The organism is Erwinia sp. 2186 (genome assembly GCF_057812255.1).
Genome location: NZ_CM173824.1, coordinates 3,186,951 through 3,208,280 on the forward strand (window position 1 = coordinate 3,186,951; position 21,330 = coordinate 3,208,280).

Genomic DNA, 21,330 nt, shown 5'->3' on the forward strand with positions numbered 1-21,330 from the left:
ACATACACTGACCAGGAATGAACCTTTCAGTCATCGCCAGGCTCTCGGGTGGTGTTTTTTCGGACAAAAGGAGTCCGTTTTCATGCTTTTTGCGTTAAAAAAACTCGTCGGTGGGCTGTTGCTGCCCTTGCCTTTGCTGATTGTGTTGATGGCAATTGCGCTTTTGTTGCTCTGGTTCAGCCGCTGGCAGAAAACCGGCAAAATTATCCTCTCTGCTGCCTGCCTGCTGTTAGCGCTGTTAAGCCTGCAACCGGTGGCGGACAGCCTGCTTGCGCCGACCGAAAACCGCTATCCCACCTGGCAGAATCAGCAAAAAGTCGGCTATGTGGTGGTACTGGGCGGTGGATACACCTGGAATCCAGACTGGGCGCCTGGCTCCAATATGATCAACAACAGTTTGCCGCGGCTGGTTGAAGGGATCCGCTTATGGCGGGAAAATCCGGGAGCCAAATTGATCTTTACCGGTGCGGCGGCGCAGAACAATCCGGTCAGCTCTGCCGAAGTCACGTCCCGCGTCGCCCAGTCATTAGGCGTGCCATTGAGTGCGATCGTGACGCTTGATAAACCGAGGGATACCCGACAGGAAGCGGCTGAAGTGGCTAAGGTGGTGGGAAAAACACCCTTCCTGCTGGTGACATCCGCCTCACACCTGCCGCGAGCGATGATCTTTTTCCAACAGCAGGGACTGGATCCTCTACCGGCGCCAGCCAATCAGCTGGCTATTGACTCACCGTTGAATGTCTGGGAACGCGCAATTCCGTCGCCATTGTGGCTGGGTCACAGCGATCGGGCGATTTATGAGTGGTTGGGAAGAGGCTGGCAACGGCTGACCTCCGGGGATGGGGCCTCAACTGAGCCAGGGGAGCAGTGAGTCCGCCGCGCGTTGAAAACGGCGTGCATCGAACTGGCCGGTATGAATCAGCCGGTCAGTCTCGTCCCACAGCGTGTACAACCAGCGCCGGGCAACAAACCCTTCCGCCACCGGAGCCTGCTTCAGGTAATGGAACAGCAGCGATTCTGCCAGCCCCTCTTCGCACAGCCGGAACAACTCATATTCCCGTGGTGCCCACAGCATCATCCCGGGATTGATCATCGACAATAACTGGTCGCTCCACGCCTCTTTCAACATGCTGCTCAGTGACAGATTGCCGTGAACCAGCACGCAAGGATCGTTGAAATCCGCCAGCAGATTGCCGAGATTTTCCCGGCTGCGGTAGAGCACGCGCCGGTGTTCCATCGACAGCGCGTCAGGCCGCATAAACCCGAGCGTGGACCAGATCACCTCAACGCGCTGGGCATACCAGGAAACCCAGTTATTTTCCTGCGTGCTGTCGACGCTGCCGACCAGACCGTGACTGTCGAGTCGATGCCATGCCAGTAAGGCGGCAACAATCTGATCCTGCAACTGCAGCCAGCGGACCGGCGTGCGCGTTGGCGCTTCAACCGACACGCCGCCCATGCGCTCGATCAACAAGACATCATGCTGTGGCGGTTGCTGGCTGACGATCAGGCCGTAGACCGTCGGCAAACGGATGGTGCTGTCCTTAGCCAGCATCGAAAGCTTATAGGCTTCCTGTGCCGCGATGCCTTTGACATTGAAGTATTTTGCCACCATTGGCAGCGAGTGGCCTTGCTGGTCATAGAGCGAATACAGGCTGGACCAGGGTTGCTCACTGATACATTCCAGGCGGCTGAGGGTTTCGCCCAATACCAGAGAAAGCTCCGAGCGGAGTTGTTCCATTTCCTCCTCCTTTAAAAAAAGTGGAGAAGGGGCCAGCGAAGGCCCCAACAGGATTACTGCATAGCCGCGCGCACGCGGGCCAAATCTTCCGGTGTATCGACACCAACGCTTGGGATCGCTTTGGCGACGGCAACGTGGATTTTTTCGCCGTACCAAAGCACGCGTAGCTGCTCAAGCAGCTCAATGTGCTCCAGCGGGCTCGGCTCCCAGCTGACATAGCGGCGAATAAAGCCCGCACGGTAGCCGTAGATGCCAATGTGACGCAGGAAGGTATCGCCGATTTCTTCGCGGGAGGTGGCAAAACGCTCACGATCCCAGGGAATGGTAGCCCGGGAAAAATAGAGCGCGTAACCTCTCGCATCCATCACGACTTTGACCGCATTCGGATTGAAGGCTTCCTCTGCGGTCTCAATCGGCACGGCTAACGTCGCCATGCCGGCTTCGCTTTTGGCCAGGTTTTCTGCCACCTGACGGATGATAACCGGTGGGATCATCGGCTCATCGCCCTGCACGTTCACGATGATGGTGTCATCGGCAAACTGATAGCGATCGATCACTTCAGCCAACCGTTCCGTGCCGGAGTGGTGATCGGCGCGGGTCATACACACCTCACCGCCGGCCGCTTCAACAGCACGCGCCACCTGTTCATTATCGGTAGCGACAATGACCCGATCGGCACCTGATTCCAGCGCTCGCTCCATCACATGCACTACCATCGGTTTACCCTGGATATCGACCAGCGGTTTACCCGGCAGGCGCGTTGAAGCAAAACGCGCCGGGATAATAGCGACAAAACTCATGGGTGGATCTCTTCCATGGTGAGTGAACGCGCTTCTGTCTCCAGCAGGACTGGAATGCCGTCGCGCACAGGATAAGCGAGGCCATCAGGTTTGCAGATAAGCTCCTGCTGGTCTTTGATGTAATACAGTTTGCCGTGGCAAACAGGACAAGCAACGATTTCGAGTAAACGGTGATCCATGGTTTCTCCCTGGTGATCCCGGTCAGACAGGTCCTTAGAATATCATAGCTGGCGCGGCATCGGTTACTTCCCCGCGTGCAGGATGTTACAGCGCCCACCCTTTTTGCCAGGCAACTGCCAGCGTTTCGGGCAGCTTATCCAGCACCACCGCCTCGGCCCCTTGCCAGCGCGCAAAGCGTGAGATGGCCTGATGCAGATCGTTGATCGTGCCCTGACTGATTTTGACGCCCTGCTCCAGCCACAGCTGTTTGATCTGCAATACTTTTTCCTTACGCTGCATTTTCGCATCCAGCCGCCCTTTCAGTTCTCCCCGGTGCAGAATTGGCAGAACAAAATAGCCATATTGCCGCTTCGCTTCTGGCGTATAACATTCCAGTCGGTAATCGAAGTTAAACAACTCCAGCGCCCGTTTGCGGTCCCAGACCACCGGATCAAAAGGAGACAGCAAGGTGGTGTAGGTTGCCCGGGTTCCCTGTTCGAGAAGGGGCAACAAAGCGGCATCCAGGTAACAGGCGCCCAGCGATTCCACTTCCACCGGTATCACGTCTCCCTGCGCCAGCCAGTCAGCCAAAACCGCCTTTACTGGCGCGCGCTTCAGACGGTAATAATCGGGTAGCCAGGCGGCACGAAACAGCCCCAAACTTCTGGCACTGTTACGCAACATCTGGCGGACCGCCTCTGACTCTTCAATCCCATGCAGCTGGTCATCCCAGTCCGGCATCACGCGCTGCCGCAGATCGTAGACGCGCTGAAAATTGCGTCGCTCGATCACCATCAGATCGCCGGCCGTGAACAGATTTTCAAGATGGCGTTTATGCGGTTTCCACGACCACCAGCCAGGCTTCTGACCGGGAGGTGCGGCAAAATCGGCCGATCTGACCGGCCCATTTTGTTCAATATGCGTTAACAGATCGCCGACTTCCTGCTGCCAGTTCTCCATCCACTCGCTGTTATATTTCCATCCCATATGGTGAGGATTCAGCATGCGATGGCGCAGCAGGCGATAGTCTTCGATTGGGATAAAGCAGGCTTCATGCGCCCAGTATTCATAGAGGTTACCGCGGCTTAGCGCCTCACCGAGCCAGCTTTCGGGATAGTCGCCTACACGGCTGAATAGCACCAGATAAGGGCTGCGGGCAACGACGTGGATGGTATCAATCTGCAGTAATGACATCTGGCGGATGGCGCTGAGGATATCTTCAGCCCTGGCTTTACGTCCCGGTGGGCGAAGCAGCCCCTGAGCGGCGAGGTGTAACTGGCGGGCCTGAGAAAGCGAAAGTTGGAGAGCGGACATGATGCACCTTCGTGACAAAGATGCAGTGAGTTTAGTTCTTTTCCGGAGATTCCGGCACGGAGATTGTGCGCTTATTCAGCTTGTTAGCGTTTGGCGGTCAGTGCGCAAAGCCTGTCCAGTAAGGCACCGGAAGCCGCCTGTGGCAGCTCGGCATCCACCGGCAGGTACCACCAGTTGTCTTCAGCGAAAGACCGGACTTTCACCGCGTCTTTTTCCGTCATCAACAGCGTTTCGCCTGGCGCAAGCAATGCTGCTAACTGGGCCGGTTGATAAGACTGATGATCGGCAAAAGGCACTTCCTTAACTGGCATAACACCCTGCTGATGAAGAGTGGCAAAAAAGCGAGGAGGATGACCAATGCCGGCCATCGCCACCACGTTTGTCAGCATCATGGCCGGGCAGGTTTCACCACTGCGGATGTTAACGGCATCACCGGGGTTCAGCTGCATCGCCAGCTCGCCAGCCTGCGCCTCACCGCCATTGGTAACGATCGCATCAACGGTTCTCAAACGGGAAGCACGCTCACGCATCGGGCCGGCGGGAAGCCACCAGCCATTGCCAAAACGACGCTTGCCGTCGATGACCACAATCTCGAAGTCTCTCGCTAAGGCGTAATGTTGCAGGCCATCGTCGGTAATGATGATGTCGATGTTCGCCTGCTCAGTGAGCGCCTGAACGGCCTCTTTTCTGACAGGCGAGACCGCTACCGCAGCCCCTGTGCGCTGATAAATAAGCACAGGTTCATCACCCGCTTGCGCGGTTGTGGTGCGGTTATCCAGCACCAGCGGATAGCGATCGGCCTTACCGCCGTAGCCTCTTGAAACGACACCAACACGCAGACCACGCTGCTGCAAAGCCTGTACCAGCCAGATGACAACCGGCGTTTTGCCGTTGCCTCCGGCTGTCAGGTTGCCCACCACCACCACCGGAACGGTAGCGCGCCACGCTTTGCGCAGGCCCCAGACATAGCTGAGGCGGATCAGGTTGCTAATCAGGCCATACAGCCAGCTTAACGGAACCAGCGGCAGATAAAGCGCGGAGCGTCCGCTCCAGATGCGTTCAATCATTGACCAAACTGCATCTTATGGAGCTGGGCATACACGCCACGATGTTCCAACAGATCGGCATGGCTTCCGCGCTCAACAATGTAACCGTCTTCCACCACCACAATCTCATCGGCCTTTTCAATAGTGGAAAGACGGTGAGCGATAACCAATGAAGTACGGTTTTTCTGCAGTTCATCCAGCGCAGACTGAATGGCACGTTCAGATTCGGTATCCAGTGCAGACGTCGCTTCATCCAGGATCAGGATTGGGCTGTCACGCAGCAATGCGCGGGCAATGGCAATACGCTGACGCTGTCCACCGGAAAGCAGCACGCCGTTTTCACCGATGATAGTATCAAGCCCTTTATCCATCTTGTTGATGAAGTCCATGGCATGAGCCATGGTAGCGGCCTTCTCAATATCTTCGCGGCTGTACTTCTCGGTACGGGCATAGGCAATGTTATTCGCCACCGTATCGTTAAACAGATGCACATTCTGTGAAACCAGTGCGACCTGATTACGCAGCGAGCTAAGGGTGTACTCGCGCAAATCGTGGCCATCCATCAGGATTTCGCCCTGCTGAATATCGTAGAAACGCGTCATCAGGCTGGCAATGGTGGATTTACCCGATCCTGAACGCCCAACCAGGGCAACAGTTTTCCCCGCGGGGATCGCCAGGTTGATATTGTGCAGCGCAGGCGTTTCACGTCCCGGATAGGTGAAGGTGACGTTGCGGAATTCAACGTCACCTTTAGCGCGTTCAATTACACGCTTACCGGTGTCCTCTTCCTGCTCGGTATCAAGGATTGAGAACAGCGTCTGGCAGGCAGCCATTCCCCGCTGGAACTGCGCATTGACGTTAGTCAGCGACTTCAGCGGACGCATCAGGGCAATCATCGAAGAGAAGACTACGGTGATTGTACCGGCGGTCAAAGTTGCCATCACGCTTGGGAAGCTTGCCGCGTACAGTACGAAAGCCAGCGCCAGAGAAGCAATCAGCTGAATAATTGGATCGGAGATAGAAGAGGCAGAAACCAGTTTCATCCCCTGCTGGCGCATATGGTTACTGACGCGTGCAAAGCGTTGGCTTTCCACTTCCTGGCCGCCAAAAATCAGCACTTCTTTATGCCCTTTCAGCATCTGCTCAGCACTGGTGGTCACATGCCCCATAGTGTTCTGCATGGTTTTGCTGATGTTTCTGAAGCGTTTTGAAACGGTACGAATAGCAAAAGAAACGATAGGTGCCAGTAAAATCAGGATCAGCGACAGCTGCCAGCTGTAGTAGAACATCATGATGAACAGGCCAATAATCGAGGCCCCTTCACGCACGACGGTGACCAGCGCACTGGAAGATGAGGAAGCAACCTGCTCGGAGTCGTAGGTGATGCGCGAGAGCAGCGTCCCGGTGGACTGCTGATCGAAGAAGGCTACCGGCATTCCCATCATGTGGCTGAACAGGCGACGGCGCATACTCATCACAACGTTGCCGGAGACCCAGGAGATGCAGTAACTCGAGATATAACTGGTGACGCCGCGGATTAACATTAAGCCAATCACCGCCAGAGGCATCCAAATCAGGACGGAAGAGTCAGCCTTACCAAAACCGTCATCCAGTAATGGTTTCAGCAGTGACAGCATTAATGTATCTCCCGCTGCGTTCAGTACCAGTGCTACCGCAGCCACAATCAATCCGGGTTTAAACGGTTTGATCATCGGCCAGAGGCGACGGAATGTCTGCCAGGTGGAGAGATCTTTTTCCTGATGCATTATTTAACCAGCTTTTATTGAAAATAGCCGCTCATTCTACCTGGAATAACGTGGTACGCCAAACCACTGATGATACCAACGGCTCATTATTTGCGCTCTCAGACTGCTAAGGTGCCAGTTTTTATCAAAAAAATGCACGCTAAGCTGCCCCTCAAGCGCCGTGTCATGCCAGATGTAGTGATAGTTTTGGTAGCGTTTAATTACTTTTTCCGCCGGCAATTTCCATGCGCTGTAGCGCGCCGCAGAGGCCAGAGCGACCTTTCCGCCCACGGCTCTGAGAAAAGGAGGTACTGAGGACGTACTGCTACCGTGGTGAGGCACCTGTAAAATATCGGCACCAATTGACGCCCGATGATATCGAACTAAATCATACTCAGCCTGCGCCTCGATATCCCCCGTTAACAGCACGCGCCATTTTCCATCACTTACCCTGATTACGCAGGATTGATTATTTCCGGCCTCAGTTTGTCCTGTCGGTGGCCAAATTGCCTGAAAAGACAGGTTTTGCCAGCCCCAGCTCACGCCCTGCTCACACGGTAAATGTCCGGGTGTTCCCAGCCCGCTGTGTATTACCGCTTCAGGAAAAGCCGTTTGCAGACTTCCCAGTCCACCGATGTGGTCCAGATGACCGTGGCTCAACACAATGTGTTTAACCTTAAGCCCCTGCCATCCTAACCAGGGAATGATCTGGGATTTGGCTGCATCGCCACCCGGCCAGCTATTGCCAGTATCGTAGACTAACGCCTCGCCGTTGGCTGAAATCACTACGGCAAGACCATGCCCGATATCCAACATATCCAGCCGCCACTTGGGTTCCTCGTTATTCAGTCGCCAGCAGGCTAATGCCAAACCTAAGCTCAGAACCGTCATCGGTGAGGAGCGCCACCAGCAGAAACGACAGGCAATCACCGTCAGCCAAATCGCTGCACTTATCGGCAGCGCCTGTCTGTTCATATCGAGCCAACCCGACGGCAACAAAGCCAGAGGAACGAAGACCGCTTCCAGCGAGCGATCGGCAAACCACCAGAAAGCCTGACTAAGTGGCGCTAAAGGTAGAAATGCTAAAGCCGCAAGGATCAGCGGCACGGAGATGAAGGTGACAACCGGCACTGCCCAGATATTCGCCAGCAAGGCGCTGATACTGATACCGTGAAAAATCAGCAGTTGTATCGGCATCATAATAAAAAATATGCCCAGTTGAAGGTGGAGTAACTGCAAAGGTAACCAGCGTTTCTTGCCGGCGTATTTCGATGGTAATGGGAACCAGTGAAACCAGAACAACAACCCCGCTACGGCCACCGCCGACAGCCATAAGCTGTCAGAGAGCAGACTCAAGGGGTCAAAGAAAATAATGGTCGCGATGCAGATGCCCCAGACCTGCCAGTTACTGCAGCGGACACCTGATAGCCGTAAAGCCCCCCACAAACTGACCGCTAATACGGCTCTGAGTGATGGTGGGTTGGCACCCGCAAGCCAGCAATAGACTGCTGCGACAAGCAGCCCACACATCAAGGGGAAACGATAGCCAATCCACGCTGCGCTGAAAGCCAACTGTAAGCCCCTGGCAAATAACCAGCCTACACTGGCCGCCAGACTGATATGCATACCTGAAATGGCCATCAGATGTGCCGTTCCCGTCTCTCTTAGCAGCTGTGTCATCTGCTGGCTGACGTCTCCCCGTTCGCCAAACGCCAGCGCAGAGAGAATCGCCTGCCAGGGAAACTCAGCATAGTAACTGCGGCTGCGTTGGATAATTCGTTCACGCCAGCTGCAGGTGCTATCGATTGGCGTCAGCGACATTATTCTTCCGCTTAGCGGCGTACTGTTGGCCAGTGCAAATCGTTGTGCATCAAAACCCCCTTCATTCAATCGGGCATGAACTGGCCGCAGTTTCAGCGTCATTTGCCAACGCTGACCGCTACAAAATGACTGGTCAATCTCCTTGCTGCTGACCAGAGTAGACACCGGTGGAAAAATCCTTCGCTCATCAACGCTGACAATCCGCATTTTTAGCCGCTCAGAATTAACCAGTACGGCTTCTATCTGCGTCGTGGCCGTTATCGTCCTTGCGGACAACAATTCAATTTGTTCGGACATGGTTCTTGCCGACATAACCAGCCACAGAAAGAGTAATACGCATAACGCGATATCTTTCAGCCAGCGTTGGCGTTGCATCAGCAAGTACAGGGAGGGGAGGATCAGCCACAGGTCATAACGGGCGGCAGGCAGTCGTGGAAGGAACGTCAGAGGTAACATCGCGATGAGGACCCACATAGCAAGGCGGCTGAGGCTGTAAGGCATGACGGTTCTCCATTATTCCGTCAGCAGACTTTATCCTCCGCGAAGAGAGGATGCAGCCGCAATGACGCTCCGCTGAAATGCGGCGCGCAATCTTTCGGTGGGTCTTGCAGGGTCCTGATTTTTATTGCGGCACTGCACGCAACGCTGTGCCAAATTTCAGGCAAAAAAAAACGACACCGAAGTGTCGTTTTATCGCGTAGTGCTAAGCGTTAGCCGTAGATATTTGCACGGTCGCGCAACTCTTTACCTGGCTTGAAGTGTGGAACGTATTTACCTTCCAACTCCACTTTGTCACCCGTTTTCGGGTTACGGCCGGTACGAGGCGCACGGTAATGCAAAGAAAAACTGCCGAAACCCCGGATTTCAATGCGTTCGCCCTGCGCCAAAGTGGTCGCCATGTGCTCAAGCATCTCTTTTACCGCATCCTCAACGACTTTCGCCGGAATATGAGAGTGCTGGCCAGCAAGTCTTTCAATAAGTTCTGACTTGGTCATAAATCCTCCGGTAAATTCCTGTTGGAAAAGCTCTGACAGTAACGGCTATTTCAGGGCGACTTACGCCGCCCTGTTGCAAAAGCAATTACTCGCCTTTAGCTGCTTTGAAAGCTTCAGCCATAGCGTTAGAGAAGTTGCCTTCTTCCTGTTTGGTGTTAACAGTCGCAATGGCTTCTTTCTCGTCAGCCTGGTCTTTCGCACGAACAGACAGGCTAACAACGCGGTTTTTACGGTCAACACCGGTGAATTTGGCTTCAACATCGTCGCCAACATTCAGAACCAGAGTTGCGTCTTCTACGCGGTCAACTGAAGCTTCAGAAGCGCGCAGGTAACCTTCAACGCCGTCTGCCAGTTCAACTGTAGCACCTTTAGCATCAACAGCAGTCACTTTACCGTTAACAATTGCACCTTTCTTATTCAGAGAGATGTAGTTGTTGAACGGATCTTCTGCCAGCTGCTTAACGCCCAGGGAGATGCGCTCGCGCTCTGCGTCAACTTGCAGTACAACAGCAGCGATTTCGTCGCCTTTCTTGTATTCACGAACTGCTTCTTCTCCGGTAGCGTTCCAGGAGATGTCAGACAGGTGAACCAGGCCGTCGATGCCGCCGTCCAGGCCGATGAAGATACCGAAGTCAGTGATTGACTTGATTTTACCTTCAACACGGTCGCCCTTGTTGTGGGTTTCTGCAAACTGCTGCCATGGGTTGTTTTTACACTGCTTCAGACCCAGGGAGATACGACGACGTTCTTCATCGATATCCAGAACCATAACTTCAACAACATCGCCAACGTTAACAACTTTGGACGGATGAATGTTTTTGTTGGTCCAATCCATTTCTGAAACGTGTACCAGGCCTTCAACGCCTTCTTCGATTTCAACGAAGCAGCCGTAGTCGGTCAGGTTAGTTACACGGCCAGTCAGACGAGTCCCTTCTGGGTAACGCTTAGCGATAGCGACCCAAGGATCTTCGCCCAGCTGTTTCAGACCCAGAGACACACGGGTACGCTCGCGGTCGAACTTCAGCACTTTAACAGTGATTTCGTCGCCCACGTTGACAATTTCGCTTGGATGCTTAACGCGTTTCCATGCCATGTCAGTGATGTGCAACAGGCCATCAACGCCGCCCAGATCAACGAATGCACCGTAGTCAGTCAGGTTCTTAACGATACCTTTAACTTCCATGCCTTCCTGCAGGTTTTCCAGCAGCTGATCGCGCTCTGCGCTGTTTTCGGATTCGATAACCGCACGACGTGAAACAACCACGTTGTTACGTTTCTGATCCAGCTTGATTACTTTGAATTCAAGCTCTTTGCCTTCCAGGTGCAGAGTATCACGCACTGGACGCACATCAACCAGGGAACCTGGCAGGAACGCACGAATGCCGTTCAGCTCAACAGTGAAGCCGCCCTTGACCTTGCCGTTGATAACACCGGTAACGGTTTCAGCTTCTTCGTATGCTTTTTCCAGCGTGATCCAGGCTTCGTGACGCTTAGCTTTCTCACGGGACAGCAGAGTTTCACCGAAGCCGTCTTCTACAGCGTCCAGAGCTACGTCAACTTCGTCGCCAACCTGGATTTCCAGTTCGCCGGCTGCGTTCTTAAACTGTTCTACAGGAATTGCAGATTCAGATTTCAGGCCCGCATCAACCAGGACGATGTCTTTGTCGATAGAGACAACAACACCACGAACGATGGAACCCGGACGGGTTTCGATTTCTTTCAGGGACTCTTCAAAGAGTTGAGCAAAAGATTCAGTCATATTGATAATCTTATGGATTCTTCAATTTAACGTCCACCTGACATCCTGACGGGTGGGGTTGTTTCACATGCCCCATGACGTCCATATCACAGGGTTAGGGGATTCTTACGGGCAGTTTGGCCCGTGATTCACTGCGGCAAGGACAACTTTTCACGCGCATAATTGAGTGCAGTTTCAATAACTTGCTCAATCGACATGCTGGTTGAATCCAGCACCAGCGCATCGTCTGCCGGTATCAGTGGTGCAATGGCGCGATTACGATCGCGGTCATCACGTTCTTTTATCTCGGATAAAAGGCGCTCAAAGTTAACACTAAAGCCTTTATCCTGCAACTGTAGCATACGACGGTGCGCACGCTCTTCCGAGCTGGCATCCAGGAAGATTTTCACCGGTGCATCAGGGAAAACCACGGTGCCCATATCGCGACCATCAGCAATCAAACCTGGCAAATCCCTGAATCCGCGCTGACGACGCAGCAATGCTTCACGCACGCGAGGGAATGCAGCCACTTTTGACGCGGTGTTGCTGACATCCTGAGTGCGGATTTCGCCAGAAACATCTTCCCCTTCCAGGATCACTTCCATCTCACCGTTGGTCGAGACAAAACGCACGTCGAGATGGGCTGCAATCGGCACCAGTGCTTCTTCAGAAGTAATATCCACCTGATGATGCAAAGCAGCCAATGCCAGTACGCGGTAGATTGCGCCCGAATCCAGCAGATGCCATTGCAAGGCTTCAGCCATCGCTTTACACAGGGTCCCTTTACCAGCACCGCTTGGGCCATCAATCGTGATCACCGGGGCTATAGCCGTCATCTCATTCTCCTGTCGGTGGAATGCCTGTTAGCTGCCCAGGCAAATATCGACGGGCATTATACGCAGCTTACGCAAGGATCGTTACCCCTAAGCCTGGTCGAGATTAAATTATTTGTCAGATTAATGCTGATGATGAGGGGAACAACCTTGCAGGACGTGAGTTGGCTCGCAATCCGCTGCACCTGAATGCAGCGGATTTGCAGAATTATGCCAACTGACTGATACGCGCCAGCTGCTCAAAATAGTCGGGGAAGGTTTTCGCGGTACAGCCTGGATCAAGAATAGTGACCGGCGTTGAAGATAACGCCACCAGCGAGAAACACATCGCCATACGGTGATCATTATACGTGCCAATCTCAGCAAACTTCAGCGTTTGTGGTGGCGTCACGCGAATGTAATCGTGGCCCTCTTCCACTTCAGCGCCGACTTTACGCAATTCTGTTGCCATTGCAGCCAGACGATCGGTTTCCTTAACGCGCCAGTTGTAGATGTTACGCATCACCGTGGTGCCTTTGGCAAACAGCGCCGCAGTTGCGATTGTCATCGCCGCATCAGGAATGTGGTTCATATCCAGATCGATAGCGTTAAGATCGCCACGGGTACAGGAAATATAGTCATCTCCCCACTCAATCACCGCGCCCATTTGCTCCAGCACATCGGCAAAGCGGATATCGCCCTGCATGCTGTTACGGCCAATACCGGTCACCTTAACGGTTCCGCCTTTAATGGCCGCAGCGGCCAGGAAATAGGAAGCCGAAGAAGCATCACCTTCTACCAGGTATTCGCCAGGTGAAACATACTGCTGATTTCCGGCAATGTGGAATTCACGGTAGTTATCATTCTTCACTTCTACGCCGAACGTACGCATCAGGTTCAGAGTGATGTCGATATAAGGCTTAGAAACCAGATCGCCTTTGATCACAATTTTAGTGTCGTTCGGTGCCAGCGGTGCCGTCATTAACAGAGCGGTAAGAAACTGGCTTGAAACGCTACCATCCACCGACACTTCGCCACCGCTAAAGCCGCCTTTCAGGTGCAGCGGCGGATAATCTGTTTGCTCCAGGTAGCTGACTTCAGCCCCACCCTGACGCAACGCATCCACCAGGTGCCCAATCGGACGCTCTTTCATCCGTGGCTCACCGGTTAAGACAATGTCATTACTTCCCAGGCAGAGTGCTGCAGCCAGCGGGCGCATTGCGGTGCCGGCGTTACCTAAAAAGAGTTCTACCGGGCCTTCCGCATGCAGTGGACCACCCTGACCAGTGACTTCACAGACAGTACGATCGTCGGAAAGCGAATAACTGACGTTCAGCGCTTTCAATGCCGTCAGCATATGGCGCACATCATCACTGTCCAGCAAGTTGGTCAGACGAGTGGTGCCTTTAGCCAGCGCCGCCAGCAACAATGCGCGGTTTGATACGCTTTTGGAGCCAGGTAAGTTTACGGTGCCATCGACCAGCGCGACAGGTTGTAGGGTCAGGGATTCCAACATGCGAAACATATTCTCCAAATTAAAAACAATAAAACCCCGCAGCCTTGCGGGGTTCCAACTGGCTACGAGCAATCAGGCTGACTTAGCCGTGACGACGCTCGAAATCGATCATGAAATCAGTCAGTGCTTTCACACCTTCTAACGGCATCGCATTGTAAATTGAGGCACGCATGCCGCCAACTACGCGGTGGCCTTTTAGCGCATGCAGGCCAGCTGCGACAGATTCATCGAGGAACAGGTTATCCAGCGAAGAGTCGGCCAGCAGGAAAGGCACGTTCATGCGAGAACGGTTGGCGGTCGCCACTTCGTTACGGTAGAAACCACTGTTATCAATGGTGCTGTACAACAGGTCGGCTTTAGCCTGATTGCGCTTATCGAGTTCGGCCACGCCGCCCTGCTCTTTCAGCCATTTGAATACCAGGCCAGAAAGGTACCAGGCAAAGGTTGGTGGCGTATTGAACATCGATTCGTTTTCGCTGAGCACCTTGTAATCCAGAATCGAAGGCAGCTCTTTCTTGGCTTTGCCTAACAGGTCTTCACGAACGATGACCAGGGTTAAGCCAGCCGGTCCAATGTTCTTCTGCGCGCCAGCATAGATAACGCCGTAACGATTGATATCCAGTGGGGACGAAAGGATGGTTGAGGAGAGATCGGCCACCACCACTTTATCACCAAAATCTGGCTCTTCATTAATAGCAACGCCATCAATGGTTTCATTCGGGCAGTAGTGAACGTAAGCAGCGTCATCAGACAATGCCCAACTGCTCATCGGGGTGATTGCCCGCAGGCCATCTACCTTGGTTTGCGCGTCGATGACGTTAGGTGTGCAGTATTTCAGCGCTTCTTTGATTGCGCTGTGTGCCCAATAGCCACCATCAACATAATCGGCGGTGGTCTTATTGCCTAACAGGTTCATTGGGATCGCCGCAAACTGTGCACGCGCCCCACCGTGACAGAACAAGACTTTGTAGTTTGAAGGGATCTTTAACAGGTCACGAAAATCTTTCTCAGCCTCTTCGGCAACCTGAATAAATTCTTTACTGCGATGGCTAATTTCCATCACGGACGTCCCTAATCCCTGCCAGTTACGCAGTTCTTGTTCGGCACGACGCAGAACTTCCGCCGGCAGCATCGCTGGGCCGGAGCTAAAATTGAAAACCTGACTCATTTCCCCTCACCACTTTCAGATCAATCGATTGCTATTCTGCTATCGGTTTTATCATTGCCCATCCGCCGCTGCAATGATTAATCGGGTCAGCCGACCAGTTCCGGAATGATGCCGGCCGGTGGCTACAGTAATTTCCCCCCTCGCGTAGCGGATCGGACAGAAACCCCGTATCATTGCGCACTTTCGGCACAACCCAAAACGAGTGGGCACTATGACGCAAACGTATATTCCAGGCAAAGACGCCGCGCTGGAAGATTCCATCGCACGCTTTCAGCAAAAATTGCAGGATCTGGGCTTCAATATTGAAGAAGCTTCCTGGCTGAACCCGGTTCCCCACGTCTGGTCCGTTCATATCAGAGACCGCGACTGCCCGCTGTGTTTTACCAACGGTAAAGGCGCCAGCAAGAAAGCTGCCCTGGCCTCCGCGCTGGGCGAATACTTCGAACGTCTGTCGACTAACTACTTTTTCGCCGACTTCTGGTTGGGCAACAAGGTGGCCAACGGTGACTTCGTTCATTACCCAAATGAAAAATGGTTCCCGCTCCCAGAAGACGACAGCCTGCCAGCCTGTATTCTGGACGAACGTCTGACCGCCTTTTATGATCCAGAGCAGGAAGTCAGCGCCAGCGATCTGATTGATCTGCAGTCAGGCAATAGCGATCGTGGCATTTGCGCCCTGCCATTTACGCGCCAATCCGATCAGCAGACGGTTTATATCCCGATGAACATCATCGGTAACCTGTATGTCTCCAACGGCATGTCTGCCGGCAACACGCCGAATGAAGCGCGTGTACAGGGCCTGTCTGAAGTGTTCGAACGCTACATCAAAAATCGTATTATTGCCGAATCCATCAGCCTGCCGTTGATCCCACAAGCCGTGCTGGATCGTTATCCGGGCGTGGTGGAGTCGATCAATAAGCTGGAAGCCGAAGGGTTCCCGATTTTCTCTTACGATGCTTCGCTCGGTGGCAAGTACCCGGTTATCTGCGTGGTCCTTTTCAACCCAGAAAATGGCACCTGTTTCGCTTCCTTTGGCGCGCATCCTGACTTTGGCGTGGCGCTGGAACGTACCGTTACCGAACTGCTGCAGGGCCGTAGCCTGAAAGATTTGGATGTGTTCACGCCGCCAACCTTCGATGATGAAGAAGTCGCTGAACATGCCAACCTCGAGACGCACTTCATTGATTCAAGCGGCCTGATCTCCTGGGACATGTTCAAAGACGATGCCGATTATCCGTTTGTTGACTGGCGTTTCGACGGGTCAACGGAAGAAGAGTTCGCGACGCTGATGGCAATCTTCAAAGCTGAAGATCAGGAAGTCTACTTCGCTGATTACCAGCATCTGGACGTCTACGCTTGTCGTATCATCGTCCCGGGGATGTCTGATATTTATCCTGCGGAAGATCTGCTGTTGGCCAACAACAGCATGGGCGCGTATCTGCGCGAAACGCTGCTGTCGTTGCCAGAAACTCAGTGGGAAAAAGAGGACTATCTGTCACTGATTGAGCGTCTGGATGAAGATGGTCACGATGACTTCACCCGTGTGCGCGAGTTGCTTGGCCTGGCAACGGGTAAAGACAATGGTTGGTACACGCTGCGTATTGGTGAGCTGAAAGCGATGCTGGCGCTGGCCGGTGGCGATCTGGATCAGGCGCTGATCTGGACGGAATGGACCATGGAGTTCAACAACTCTATCTTCACTCCAGCGCGCGCTAACTACTATCGTTGCCTGCAAACGCTGCTGCTGTTGAGCCAGGAAGAAGGACGCGATCCGGTGCAGTATCATACTGCATTTGTGCGGATGTACGGACTGGATGCGGTTGAAGCCGCTTCGGCTGCAATCAGTGGCGAAGCCCCTTTCTATGGTCTGCAGTCAGTTGATGAAGACCTGATGGCCTTCCCGGCTCATCAGTCCTTGCTTGCCGCTTACGAGAAGCTGCAACAGGCAAAACGCCTGAACTGGAAATAAGACTTCATGGCAATCGGGACCGGTCTCGATTGCCCTTTCCACACTCTCTTAATCTTCTAATGTTATTTTAAAGTAACGTCTAATTGTCATAAAACGAATACTTTAACCTTCCAGCTACATTTCATTGAATAACCTCGTTTAAACAAAGCGCAATTCGTGCTTAATTCAACTTTTTTTTAGAAAATTAAAAAGTATTTAATTCATATTTTTCAATTAATTAAATCATTAACCCTACTTAAAAAAGGCCATTAAGCGCAGGTACTCCAGGCCAACATGATCCACATCAATTTCTAACCTATACTCCTTTGTTAGTATTTCGTCGTTGACTAATTTAGGGAGTAGTTAGTGTGAAAGCTGGCAACCCGTTCGACTTACTCTTACCGTCTGAAATGGCCAAAGTGGCCGAGGAAGCCGGCGTCTATAAAGCGACAAAAAAACCCTTCACCACATTTTTTCTGGCGATCACCGCCGGTGTCTTCATCTCCATCGCGTTTGTCTTCTATATCACCGCCACTACGGGTTCTGGTACGTCACCCTGGGGCATGAGCAAACTGGTGGGGGGTCTGTGCTTCTCTCTCGGTCTGATGCTGGTCGTCGTCTGTGGGGCTGACCTGTTCACCTCAACCGTACTGACCATCGTCGCGAAAGCCAGCGGACGCATCAGTTGGTTACAGCTGGCCCGCAACTGGATCATCGTGTACGTCGGCAACTTCTTCGGTGCGATGTTCTTCGTGGCTCTGATTTGGTTCGCTGGACAGGCAATGGCGGCCAACGGTGCCTGGGGGCTCAATGTCCTGCAAACCGCTGACCATAAAATGCACCATACTTTCCTTGAAGCGGTCTGCCTGGGGATCCTGGCGAATCTGATGGTCTGTATGGCGGTATGGATGAGCTATTCCGGCCGGACCCTGACAGACAAAATGTTAGCGATGCTGCTTCCGGTCGCGATGTTCGTGGCCAGCGGCTTTGAGCACAGCATTGCCAATATGTTTCTTGTCCCACTGGCCATTGTTATCCGGGATTTCTCTGGCCCCGAATTTTGGCAGGCAACAGGGACAACCGCTGCCCAGTTCTCACACCTGACCGTCAGCGACTTTATTACCGATAATCTGATCCCGGTGACGATAGGCAACATCATCGGCGGCGGTTTCCTGGTTGGATTGACTTACTGGGTGATTTATCTGCGAGACAGCGGTCATGACTGATTGCGCCACAAACTGATTTAGCGCCTGTTGCTGACGGCTGGCAGCAGGAACACCAGAACTCCACGTAATTAAGGTAGGTATCAAATGAGCGAGCACAACGAAAAACAGGTCGCGGCCTGGGAAAGCTTTGCACAAGGCGAATGGCAGAACAGCATTGACGTGCGTGACTTCATTCAGAAAAACTATACCCCGTATGAAGGTGATGAATCCTTCCTGAGCGGTGCCACCGCAGCCACCACGTCCCTGTGGGACAAGGTGATGGAAGGCATCAAACAGGAAAACCGTACCCATGCGCCAGTAGATTTTGATACCGACCTGGCTTCGACCATCACCTCTCATGATGCGGGCTACATCAATAAAAAACTGGAAACCATCGTGGGTTTGCAGACTGAAGCGCCATTAAAACGCGGCCTGATCCCTTACGGCGGCATCAAAATGGTGGAAGGCTCCTGTAAAGTTTACGGTCGTGAACTGGATCCAGGCCTGAAAAAAATCTTCAGCGAATACCGTAAAACCCATAACCAGGGCGTGTTCGACGTCTACACACCGGACATCCTGCGCTGCCGTAAATCTGGCGTGCTGACCGGTTTGCCAGATGCGTATGGTCGCGGTCGCATCATCGGTGACTACCGTCGTGTTGCCCTGTACGGCATCGACATGCTGATGAAAGATAAATTTGCGCAGTTCACCTCGCTGCAGGCAGATATGGAAAATGGCGTAAACCTTGAAGCCACTATCCGTCTGCGTGAAGAGATTGCCGATCAGCATCATGCGCTGCAGCAGATCAAAGAGATGGCAGCAAAATACGGTTGTGACATTTCTGGCCCGGCGAAAACGGCGCAGGAAGCGGTTCAGTGGACTTACTTCGGTTATCTGGCCGCAGTGAAATCTCAGAACGGTGCAGCAATGTCGTTCGGCCGTGTTTCTACCTTCCTGGATATCTATATCGAACGGGATCTGCAGGCAGGTAAAATTACTGAGACCGACGCTCAGGAACTGATTGACCACCTGGTGATGAAACTGCGTATGGTTCGCTTCCTGCGTACGCCGGAATACGATGAACTGTTCTCGGGTGACCCAATCTGGGCAACAGAATCCCTGGCGGGTATGGGCGTTGATGGCCGTACGCTGGTGAGCAAAAGCAGCTTCCGTTTCCTGAATACCCTTTACACTATGGGGCCTTCACCGGAACCGAACATGACCATTCTGTGGTCTGAAAAGCTGCCGCTGAACTTTAAGAAATTTGCGGCGAAAGTCTCGATCGATACCTCTTCTGTCCAGTATGAAAACGACGATTTGATGCGTCCTGACTTCAACAACGATGACTATGCCATCGCCTGTTGTGTAAGCCCGATGATTGTCGGCAAACAAATGCAGTTCTTCGGTGCGCGTGCCAACCTTGCTAAAACCATGCTGTATGCCATCAACGGCGGCGTGGATGAAAAAATGAAAATGCAGGTGGGCCCGAAAGAAGCGCCAATGATGGACGACGTGCTGGAATACAATAAAGTGATGGATCGTATGGATCACTTTATGGACTGGCTGGCCAAACAGTATGTGACTGCGCTGAACGTCATTCACTATATGCATGACAAATACAGCTATGAAGCCTCACTGATGGCGCTGCATGACCGTGATGTTTATCGCACTATGGCGTGTGGTATCGCTGGTCTGTCCGTTGCGGCTGACTCCCTGTCGGCTATCAAATACGCGAAAGTCTCCACCATTCGTGATGAAGATGGTCTGGCTGTTGACTTCAAAATTGAAGGCGAATATCCACAGTTTGGTAACAACGACTCCCGTGTAGATGACATTGCCTGCGACCTGGTTGAACGTTTCATGAAGAAAATTCAGAAACTGCAAACTTACCGTAACGCCGTTCCTACTCAGTCTGTGCTCACCATCACCTCTAACGTGGTGTATGGTAAGAAAACCGGTAACACACCTGATGGCCGTCGCGCTGGCGCACCATTTGGACCAGGTGCTAACCCAATGCACGGTCGCGATCAGAAAGGTGCAGTCGCTTCACTGACATCGGTCGCTAAACTGCCGTTTGCCTACGCGAAAGACGGGATCTCTTACACCTTCTCCATCGTGCCGAATGCGTTAGGCAAAGATGATGATGTGCGTAAAGCGAACCTGGCTGGTCTGATGGATGGTTACTTCCACCATGAAGCCAATATCGAAGGCGGTCAGCACCTCAACGTCAACGTGATGAACCGCGAGATGCTGTTAGAAGCGATGGAAGATCCGGAAAAATATCCGCAGCTGACCATTCGCGTTTCGGGTTATGCCGTTCGCTTTAACTCATTAACTAAAGAGCAGCAGCAGGATGTGATCACCCGTACCTTCACTAAGAGTATGTAATTAGCGAAGCAGTAAGGCTCCACTTCGGTGGAGCCTTTTCAAAAGCCTTGTTTGCCAGCAGCCTGACCGTCCAACCAGACCGCTGGCAAAACAGACTTAACGCAGCTAAAGACTGCGTACCTGCTAAAGGCAGGTCTACCGTGGAGAACTCATCGCAATGTCAGTCACCGGCCGTATCCACTCATTCGAATCTTGCGGGACTGTAGACGGTCCCGGCATCCGCTTTATCACCTTCTTCCAGGGCTGCCTGATGCGCTGCCTCTACTGCCACAACCGTGATACCTGGGATACCCATGGCGGTAAAGAGATTACCGTTGAGGAATTGATGAAGGACGTGGTGTCTTATCGTCACTTTATGAATGCGTCCGGCGGCGGCGTGACGGCTTCAGGCGGAGAAGCAATTTTACAGGCGGAGTTTGTGCGGGACTGGTTCCGAGCCTGCCACGCTGAAGGCATCAATACCTGCCTCGATACCAACGGTTTTGTCCGTCGCTATGACCCGGTCATTGATGAACTGCTGGAAGTGACCGATCTGGTGATGCTGGATCTGAAGCAGATCAATGATGATGTTCACCAGGTCCTGGTTGGGGTTTCTAACCATCGAACGTTGGATTTCGCCCGCTATCTGGCTAAGAAGAAAATCCGCACCTGGATCCGTTATGTTGTGGTGCCTGGTTATTCTGATGATGATGATTCCGCACACCGTCTGGGTGAATTCACCCGTGATATGGGCAACGTGGAAAAAATCGAGCTGCTGCCTTATCACGAATTAGGCAAGCATAAATGGGTCGCGATGGGCGAGGAGTACAAACTGGACGGCGTGCATCCACCGAAGGCGGAAACGATGGACCGGGTTAAATCCATTCTTGAAGGTTACGGCCACAAGGTGATGTACTGATCCTCTCAAACAGCACAAATAAAAATGGCGCCCAAT

The 21,330-nt window shown here is 52.9% G+C and carries 17 protein-coding genes; 5 read left to right on the forward strand and 12 right to left on the reverse strand.

Going from position 1 to position 21,330, the window contains the following annotated elements:
• Positions 1-82 precede the first annotated feature (82 nt).
• Positions 83-871, forward strand: coding sequence for an envelope biogenesis factor ElyC (gene elyC / locus ACXKZG_RS14770; protein WP_346566041.1), 789 nt, complete (start codon positions 83-85; stop codon positions 869-871).
• On the opposite strand, the gene ACXKZG_RS14775 is transcribed toward elyC, so the two are convergent.
• The 12 genes from ACXKZG_RS14775 to serC all read right to left on the reverse strand — a co-directional run bounded on the left by ACXKZG_RS14775 (position 848) and on the right by serC (position 14,855).
• Complete coding sequence (locus tag ACXKZG_RS14775) at positions 848-1,741, reverse strand: YcbJ family phosphotransferase (RefSeq protein WP_013201535.1); 894 nt, start codon at positions 1,739-1,741, stop codon at positions 848-850. The genes elyC and ACXKZG_RS14775 overlap by 24 nt on opposite strands.
• A 53-nt stretch (positions 1,742-1,794) precedes the next feature.
• Positions 1,795-2,541 carry a 3-deoxy-manno-octulosonate cytidylyltransferase gene (kdsB, locus tag ACXKZG_RS14780; protein WP_488875076.1) on the reverse strand — a complete coding sequence of 249 codons (747 nt, stop codon included), beginning with the start codon at positions 2,539-2,541 and terminating at the stop codon, positions 1,795-1,797.
• On the reverse strand, positions 2,538-2,720 hold the full coding sequence (locus tag ACXKZG_RS14785; protein WP_013201533.1) for a Trm112 family protein: 183 nt from the start codon (positions 2,718-2,720) through the stop codon (positions 2,538-2,540). Before ACXKZG_RS14785 ends, kdsB begins: the two co-directional genes overlap by 4 nt.
• 85 nt (positions 2,721-2,805) lie before the next feature.
• On the reverse strand, positions 2,806-4,014 hold the full coding sequence (locus ACXKZG_RS14790) for a winged helix-turn-helix domain-containing protein (protein ID WP_488875077.1): 1,209 nt from the start codon (positions 4,012-4,014) through the stop codon (positions 2,806-2,808).
• Positions 4,015-4,097: 83 nt separating this feature from the next.
• The gene (gene lpxK, locus ACXKZG_RS14795; RefSeq protein WP_488875078.1) at positions 4,098-5,081 is read right to left on the reverse strand and encodes a tetraacyldisaccharide 4'-kinase; all 984 of its coding nucleotides are present in this window, start codon (positions 5,079-5,081) and stop codon (positions 4,098-4,100) included.
• Positions 5,078-6,826 (reverse strand): lipid A ABC transporter ATP-binding protein/permease MsbA, encoded by a 1,749-nt coding sequence (msbA, locus tag ACXKZG_RS14800; protein ID WP_013201530.1) that lies wholly within the window; start codon positions 6,824-6,826, stop codon positions 5,078-5,080. Before msbA ends, lpxK begins: the two co-directional genes overlap by 4 nt.
• A 36-nt stretch (positions 6,827-6,862) precedes the next feature.
• The gene (locus ACXKZG_RS14805) at positions 6,863-9,127 is read right to left on the reverse strand and encodes a ComEC family protein (protein WP_488875079.1); all 2,265 of its coding nucleotides are present in this window, start codon (positions 9,125-9,127) and stop codon (positions 6,863-6,865) included.
• A 209-nt stretch (positions 9,128-9,336) separates the two neighbouring features.
• On the reverse strand, positions 9,337-9,621 hold the full coding sequence (gene ihfB / locus ACXKZG_RS14810) for an integration host factor subunit beta (protein WP_013201528.1): 285 nt from the start codon (positions 9,619-9,621) through the stop codon (positions 9,337-9,339).
• 85 nt (positions 9,622-9,706) lie between these two features.
• Complete coding sequence (gene rpsA, locus ACXKZG_RS14815) at positions 9,707-11,380, reverse strand: 30S ribosomal protein S1 (RefSeq protein ID WP_013201527.1); 1,674 nt, start codon at positions 11,378-11,380, stop codon at positions 9,707-9,709.
• Between the two features lie 128 nt (positions 11,381-11,508).
• Positions 11,509-12,195, reverse strand: coding sequence for a (d)CMP kinase (gene cmk, locus ACXKZG_RS14820; protein WP_013201526.1), 687 nt, complete (start codon positions 12,193-12,195; stop codon positions 11,509-11,511).
• A gap of 205 nt (positions 12,196-12,400) precedes the next feature.
• Positions 12,401-13,684 (reverse strand): 3-phosphoshikimate 1-carboxyvinyltransferase, encoded by a 1,284-nt coding sequence (aroA, locus tag ACXKZG_RS14825; RefSeq protein WP_151038745.1) that lies wholly within the window; start codon positions 13,682-13,684, stop codon positions 12,401-12,403.
• 85 nt (positions 13,685-13,769) lie between these two features.
• Complete coding sequence (gene serC / locus ACXKZG_RS14830; protein WP_013201524.1) at positions 13,770-14,855, reverse strand: 3-phosphoserine/phosphohydroxythreonine transaminase; 1,086 nt, start codon at positions 14,853-14,855, stop codon at positions 13,770-13,772.
• 211 nt (positions 14,856-15,066) lie between these two features.
• On the opposite strand from serC, the gene ycaO reads away from it, so the two are divergent.
• From ycaO to pflA, 4 genes are all read left to right on the forward strand, one after another.
• On the forward strand, positions 15,067-16,824 hold the full coding sequence (gene ycaO, locus ACXKZG_RS14835) for a 30S ribosomal protein S12 methylthiotransferase accessory factor YcaO (protein ID WP_488875080.1): 1,758 nt from the start codon (positions 15,067-15,069) through the stop codon (positions 16,822-16,824).
• A 347-nt stretch (positions 16,825-17,171) separates the two neighbouring features.
• Positions 17,172-18,029, forward strand: a complete 858-nt coding sequence (focA, locus tag ACXKZG_RS14840; protein WP_013201522.1) for a formate transporter FocA — start codon at positions 17,172-17,174, stop codon at positions 18,027-18,029.
• Positions 18,030-18,113: 84 nt separating this feature from the next.
• The gene (gene pflB, locus ACXKZG_RS14845; RefSeq protein WP_134823818.1) at positions 18,114-20,396 is read left to right on the forward strand and encodes a formate C-acetyltransferase; all 2,283 of its coding nucleotides are present in this window, start codon (positions 18,114-18,116) and stop codon (positions 20,394-20,396) included.
• 157 nt (positions 20,397-20,553) lie between these two features.
• Positions 20,554-21,294, forward strand: coding sequence for a pyruvate formate lyase 1-activating protein (pflA, locus tag ACXKZG_RS14850; RefSeq protein WP_013201520.1), 741 nt, complete (start codon positions 20,554-20,556; stop codon positions 21,292-21,294).
• Positions 21,295-21,330: the final 36 nt, after the last annotated feature.

Excerpts from the sequence above, each read along its gene's own strand:
- elyC (WP_346566041.1), top strand. The coding sequence starts at position 83 with ATGCTTTTTGCGTTAAAAAAACTCGTCGGTGGGCTGTTGCTGCCCTTG.
- ACXKZG_RS14775 (WP_013201535.1), bottom strand. The coding sequence starts at position 1,741 with ATGGAACAACTCCGCTCGGAGCTTTCTCTGGTATTGGGCGAAACCCTC.
- kdsB (WP_488875076.1), bottom strand. The coding sequence starts at position 2,541 with ATGAGTTTTGTCGCTATTATCCCGGCGCGTTTTGCTTCAACGCGCCTG.
- ACXKZG_RS14785 (WP_013201533.1), bottom strand. The coding sequence starts at position 2,720 with ATGGATCACCGTTTACTCGAAATCGTTGCTTGTCCTGTTTGCCACGGC.
- ACXKZG_RS14790 (WP_488875077.1), bottom strand. The coding sequence starts at position 4,014 with ATGTCCGCTCTCCAACTTTCGCTTTCTCAGGCCCGCCAGTTACACCTC.
- lpxK (WP_488875078.1), bottom strand. The coding sequence starts at position 5,081 with ATGATTGAACGCATCTGGAGCGGACGCTCCGCGCTTTATCTGCCGCTG.
- msbA (WP_013201530.1), bottom strand. The coding sequence starts at position 6,826 with ATGCATCAGGAAAAAGATCTCTCCACCTGGCAGACATTCCGTCGCCTC.
- ACXKZG_RS14805 (WP_488875079.1), bottom strand. The coding sequence starts at position 9,127 with ATGCCTTACAGCCTCAGCCGCCTTGCTATGTGGGTCCTCATCGCGATG.
- ihfB (WP_013201528.1), bottom strand. The coding sequence starts at position 9,621 with ATGACCAAGTCAGAACTTATTGAAAGACTTGCTGGCCAGCACTCTCAT.
- rpsA (WP_013201527.1), bottom strand. The coding sequence starts at position 11,380 with ATGACTGAATCTTTTGCTCAACTCTTTGAAGAGTCCCTGAAAGAAATC.
- cmk (WP_013201526.1), bottom strand. The coding sequence starts at position 12,195 with ATGACGGCTATAGCCCCGGTGATCACGATTGATGGCCCAAGCGGTGCT.
- serC (WP_013201524.1), bottom strand. The coding sequence starts at position 14,855 with ATGAGTCAGGTTTTCAATTTTAGCTCCGGCCCAGCGATGCTGCCGGCG.
- ycaO (WP_488875080.1), top strand. The coding sequence starts at position 15,067 with ATGACGCAAACGTATATTCCAGGCAAAGACGCCGCGCTGGAAGATTCC.
- pflB (WP_134823818.1), top strand. The coding sequence starts at position 18,114 with ATGAGCGAGCACAACGAAAAACAGGTCGCGGCCTGGGAAAGCTTTGCA.
- pflA (WP_013201520.1), top strand. The coding sequence starts at position 20,554 with ATGTCAGTCACCGGCCGTATCCACTCATTCGAATCTTGCGGGACTGTA.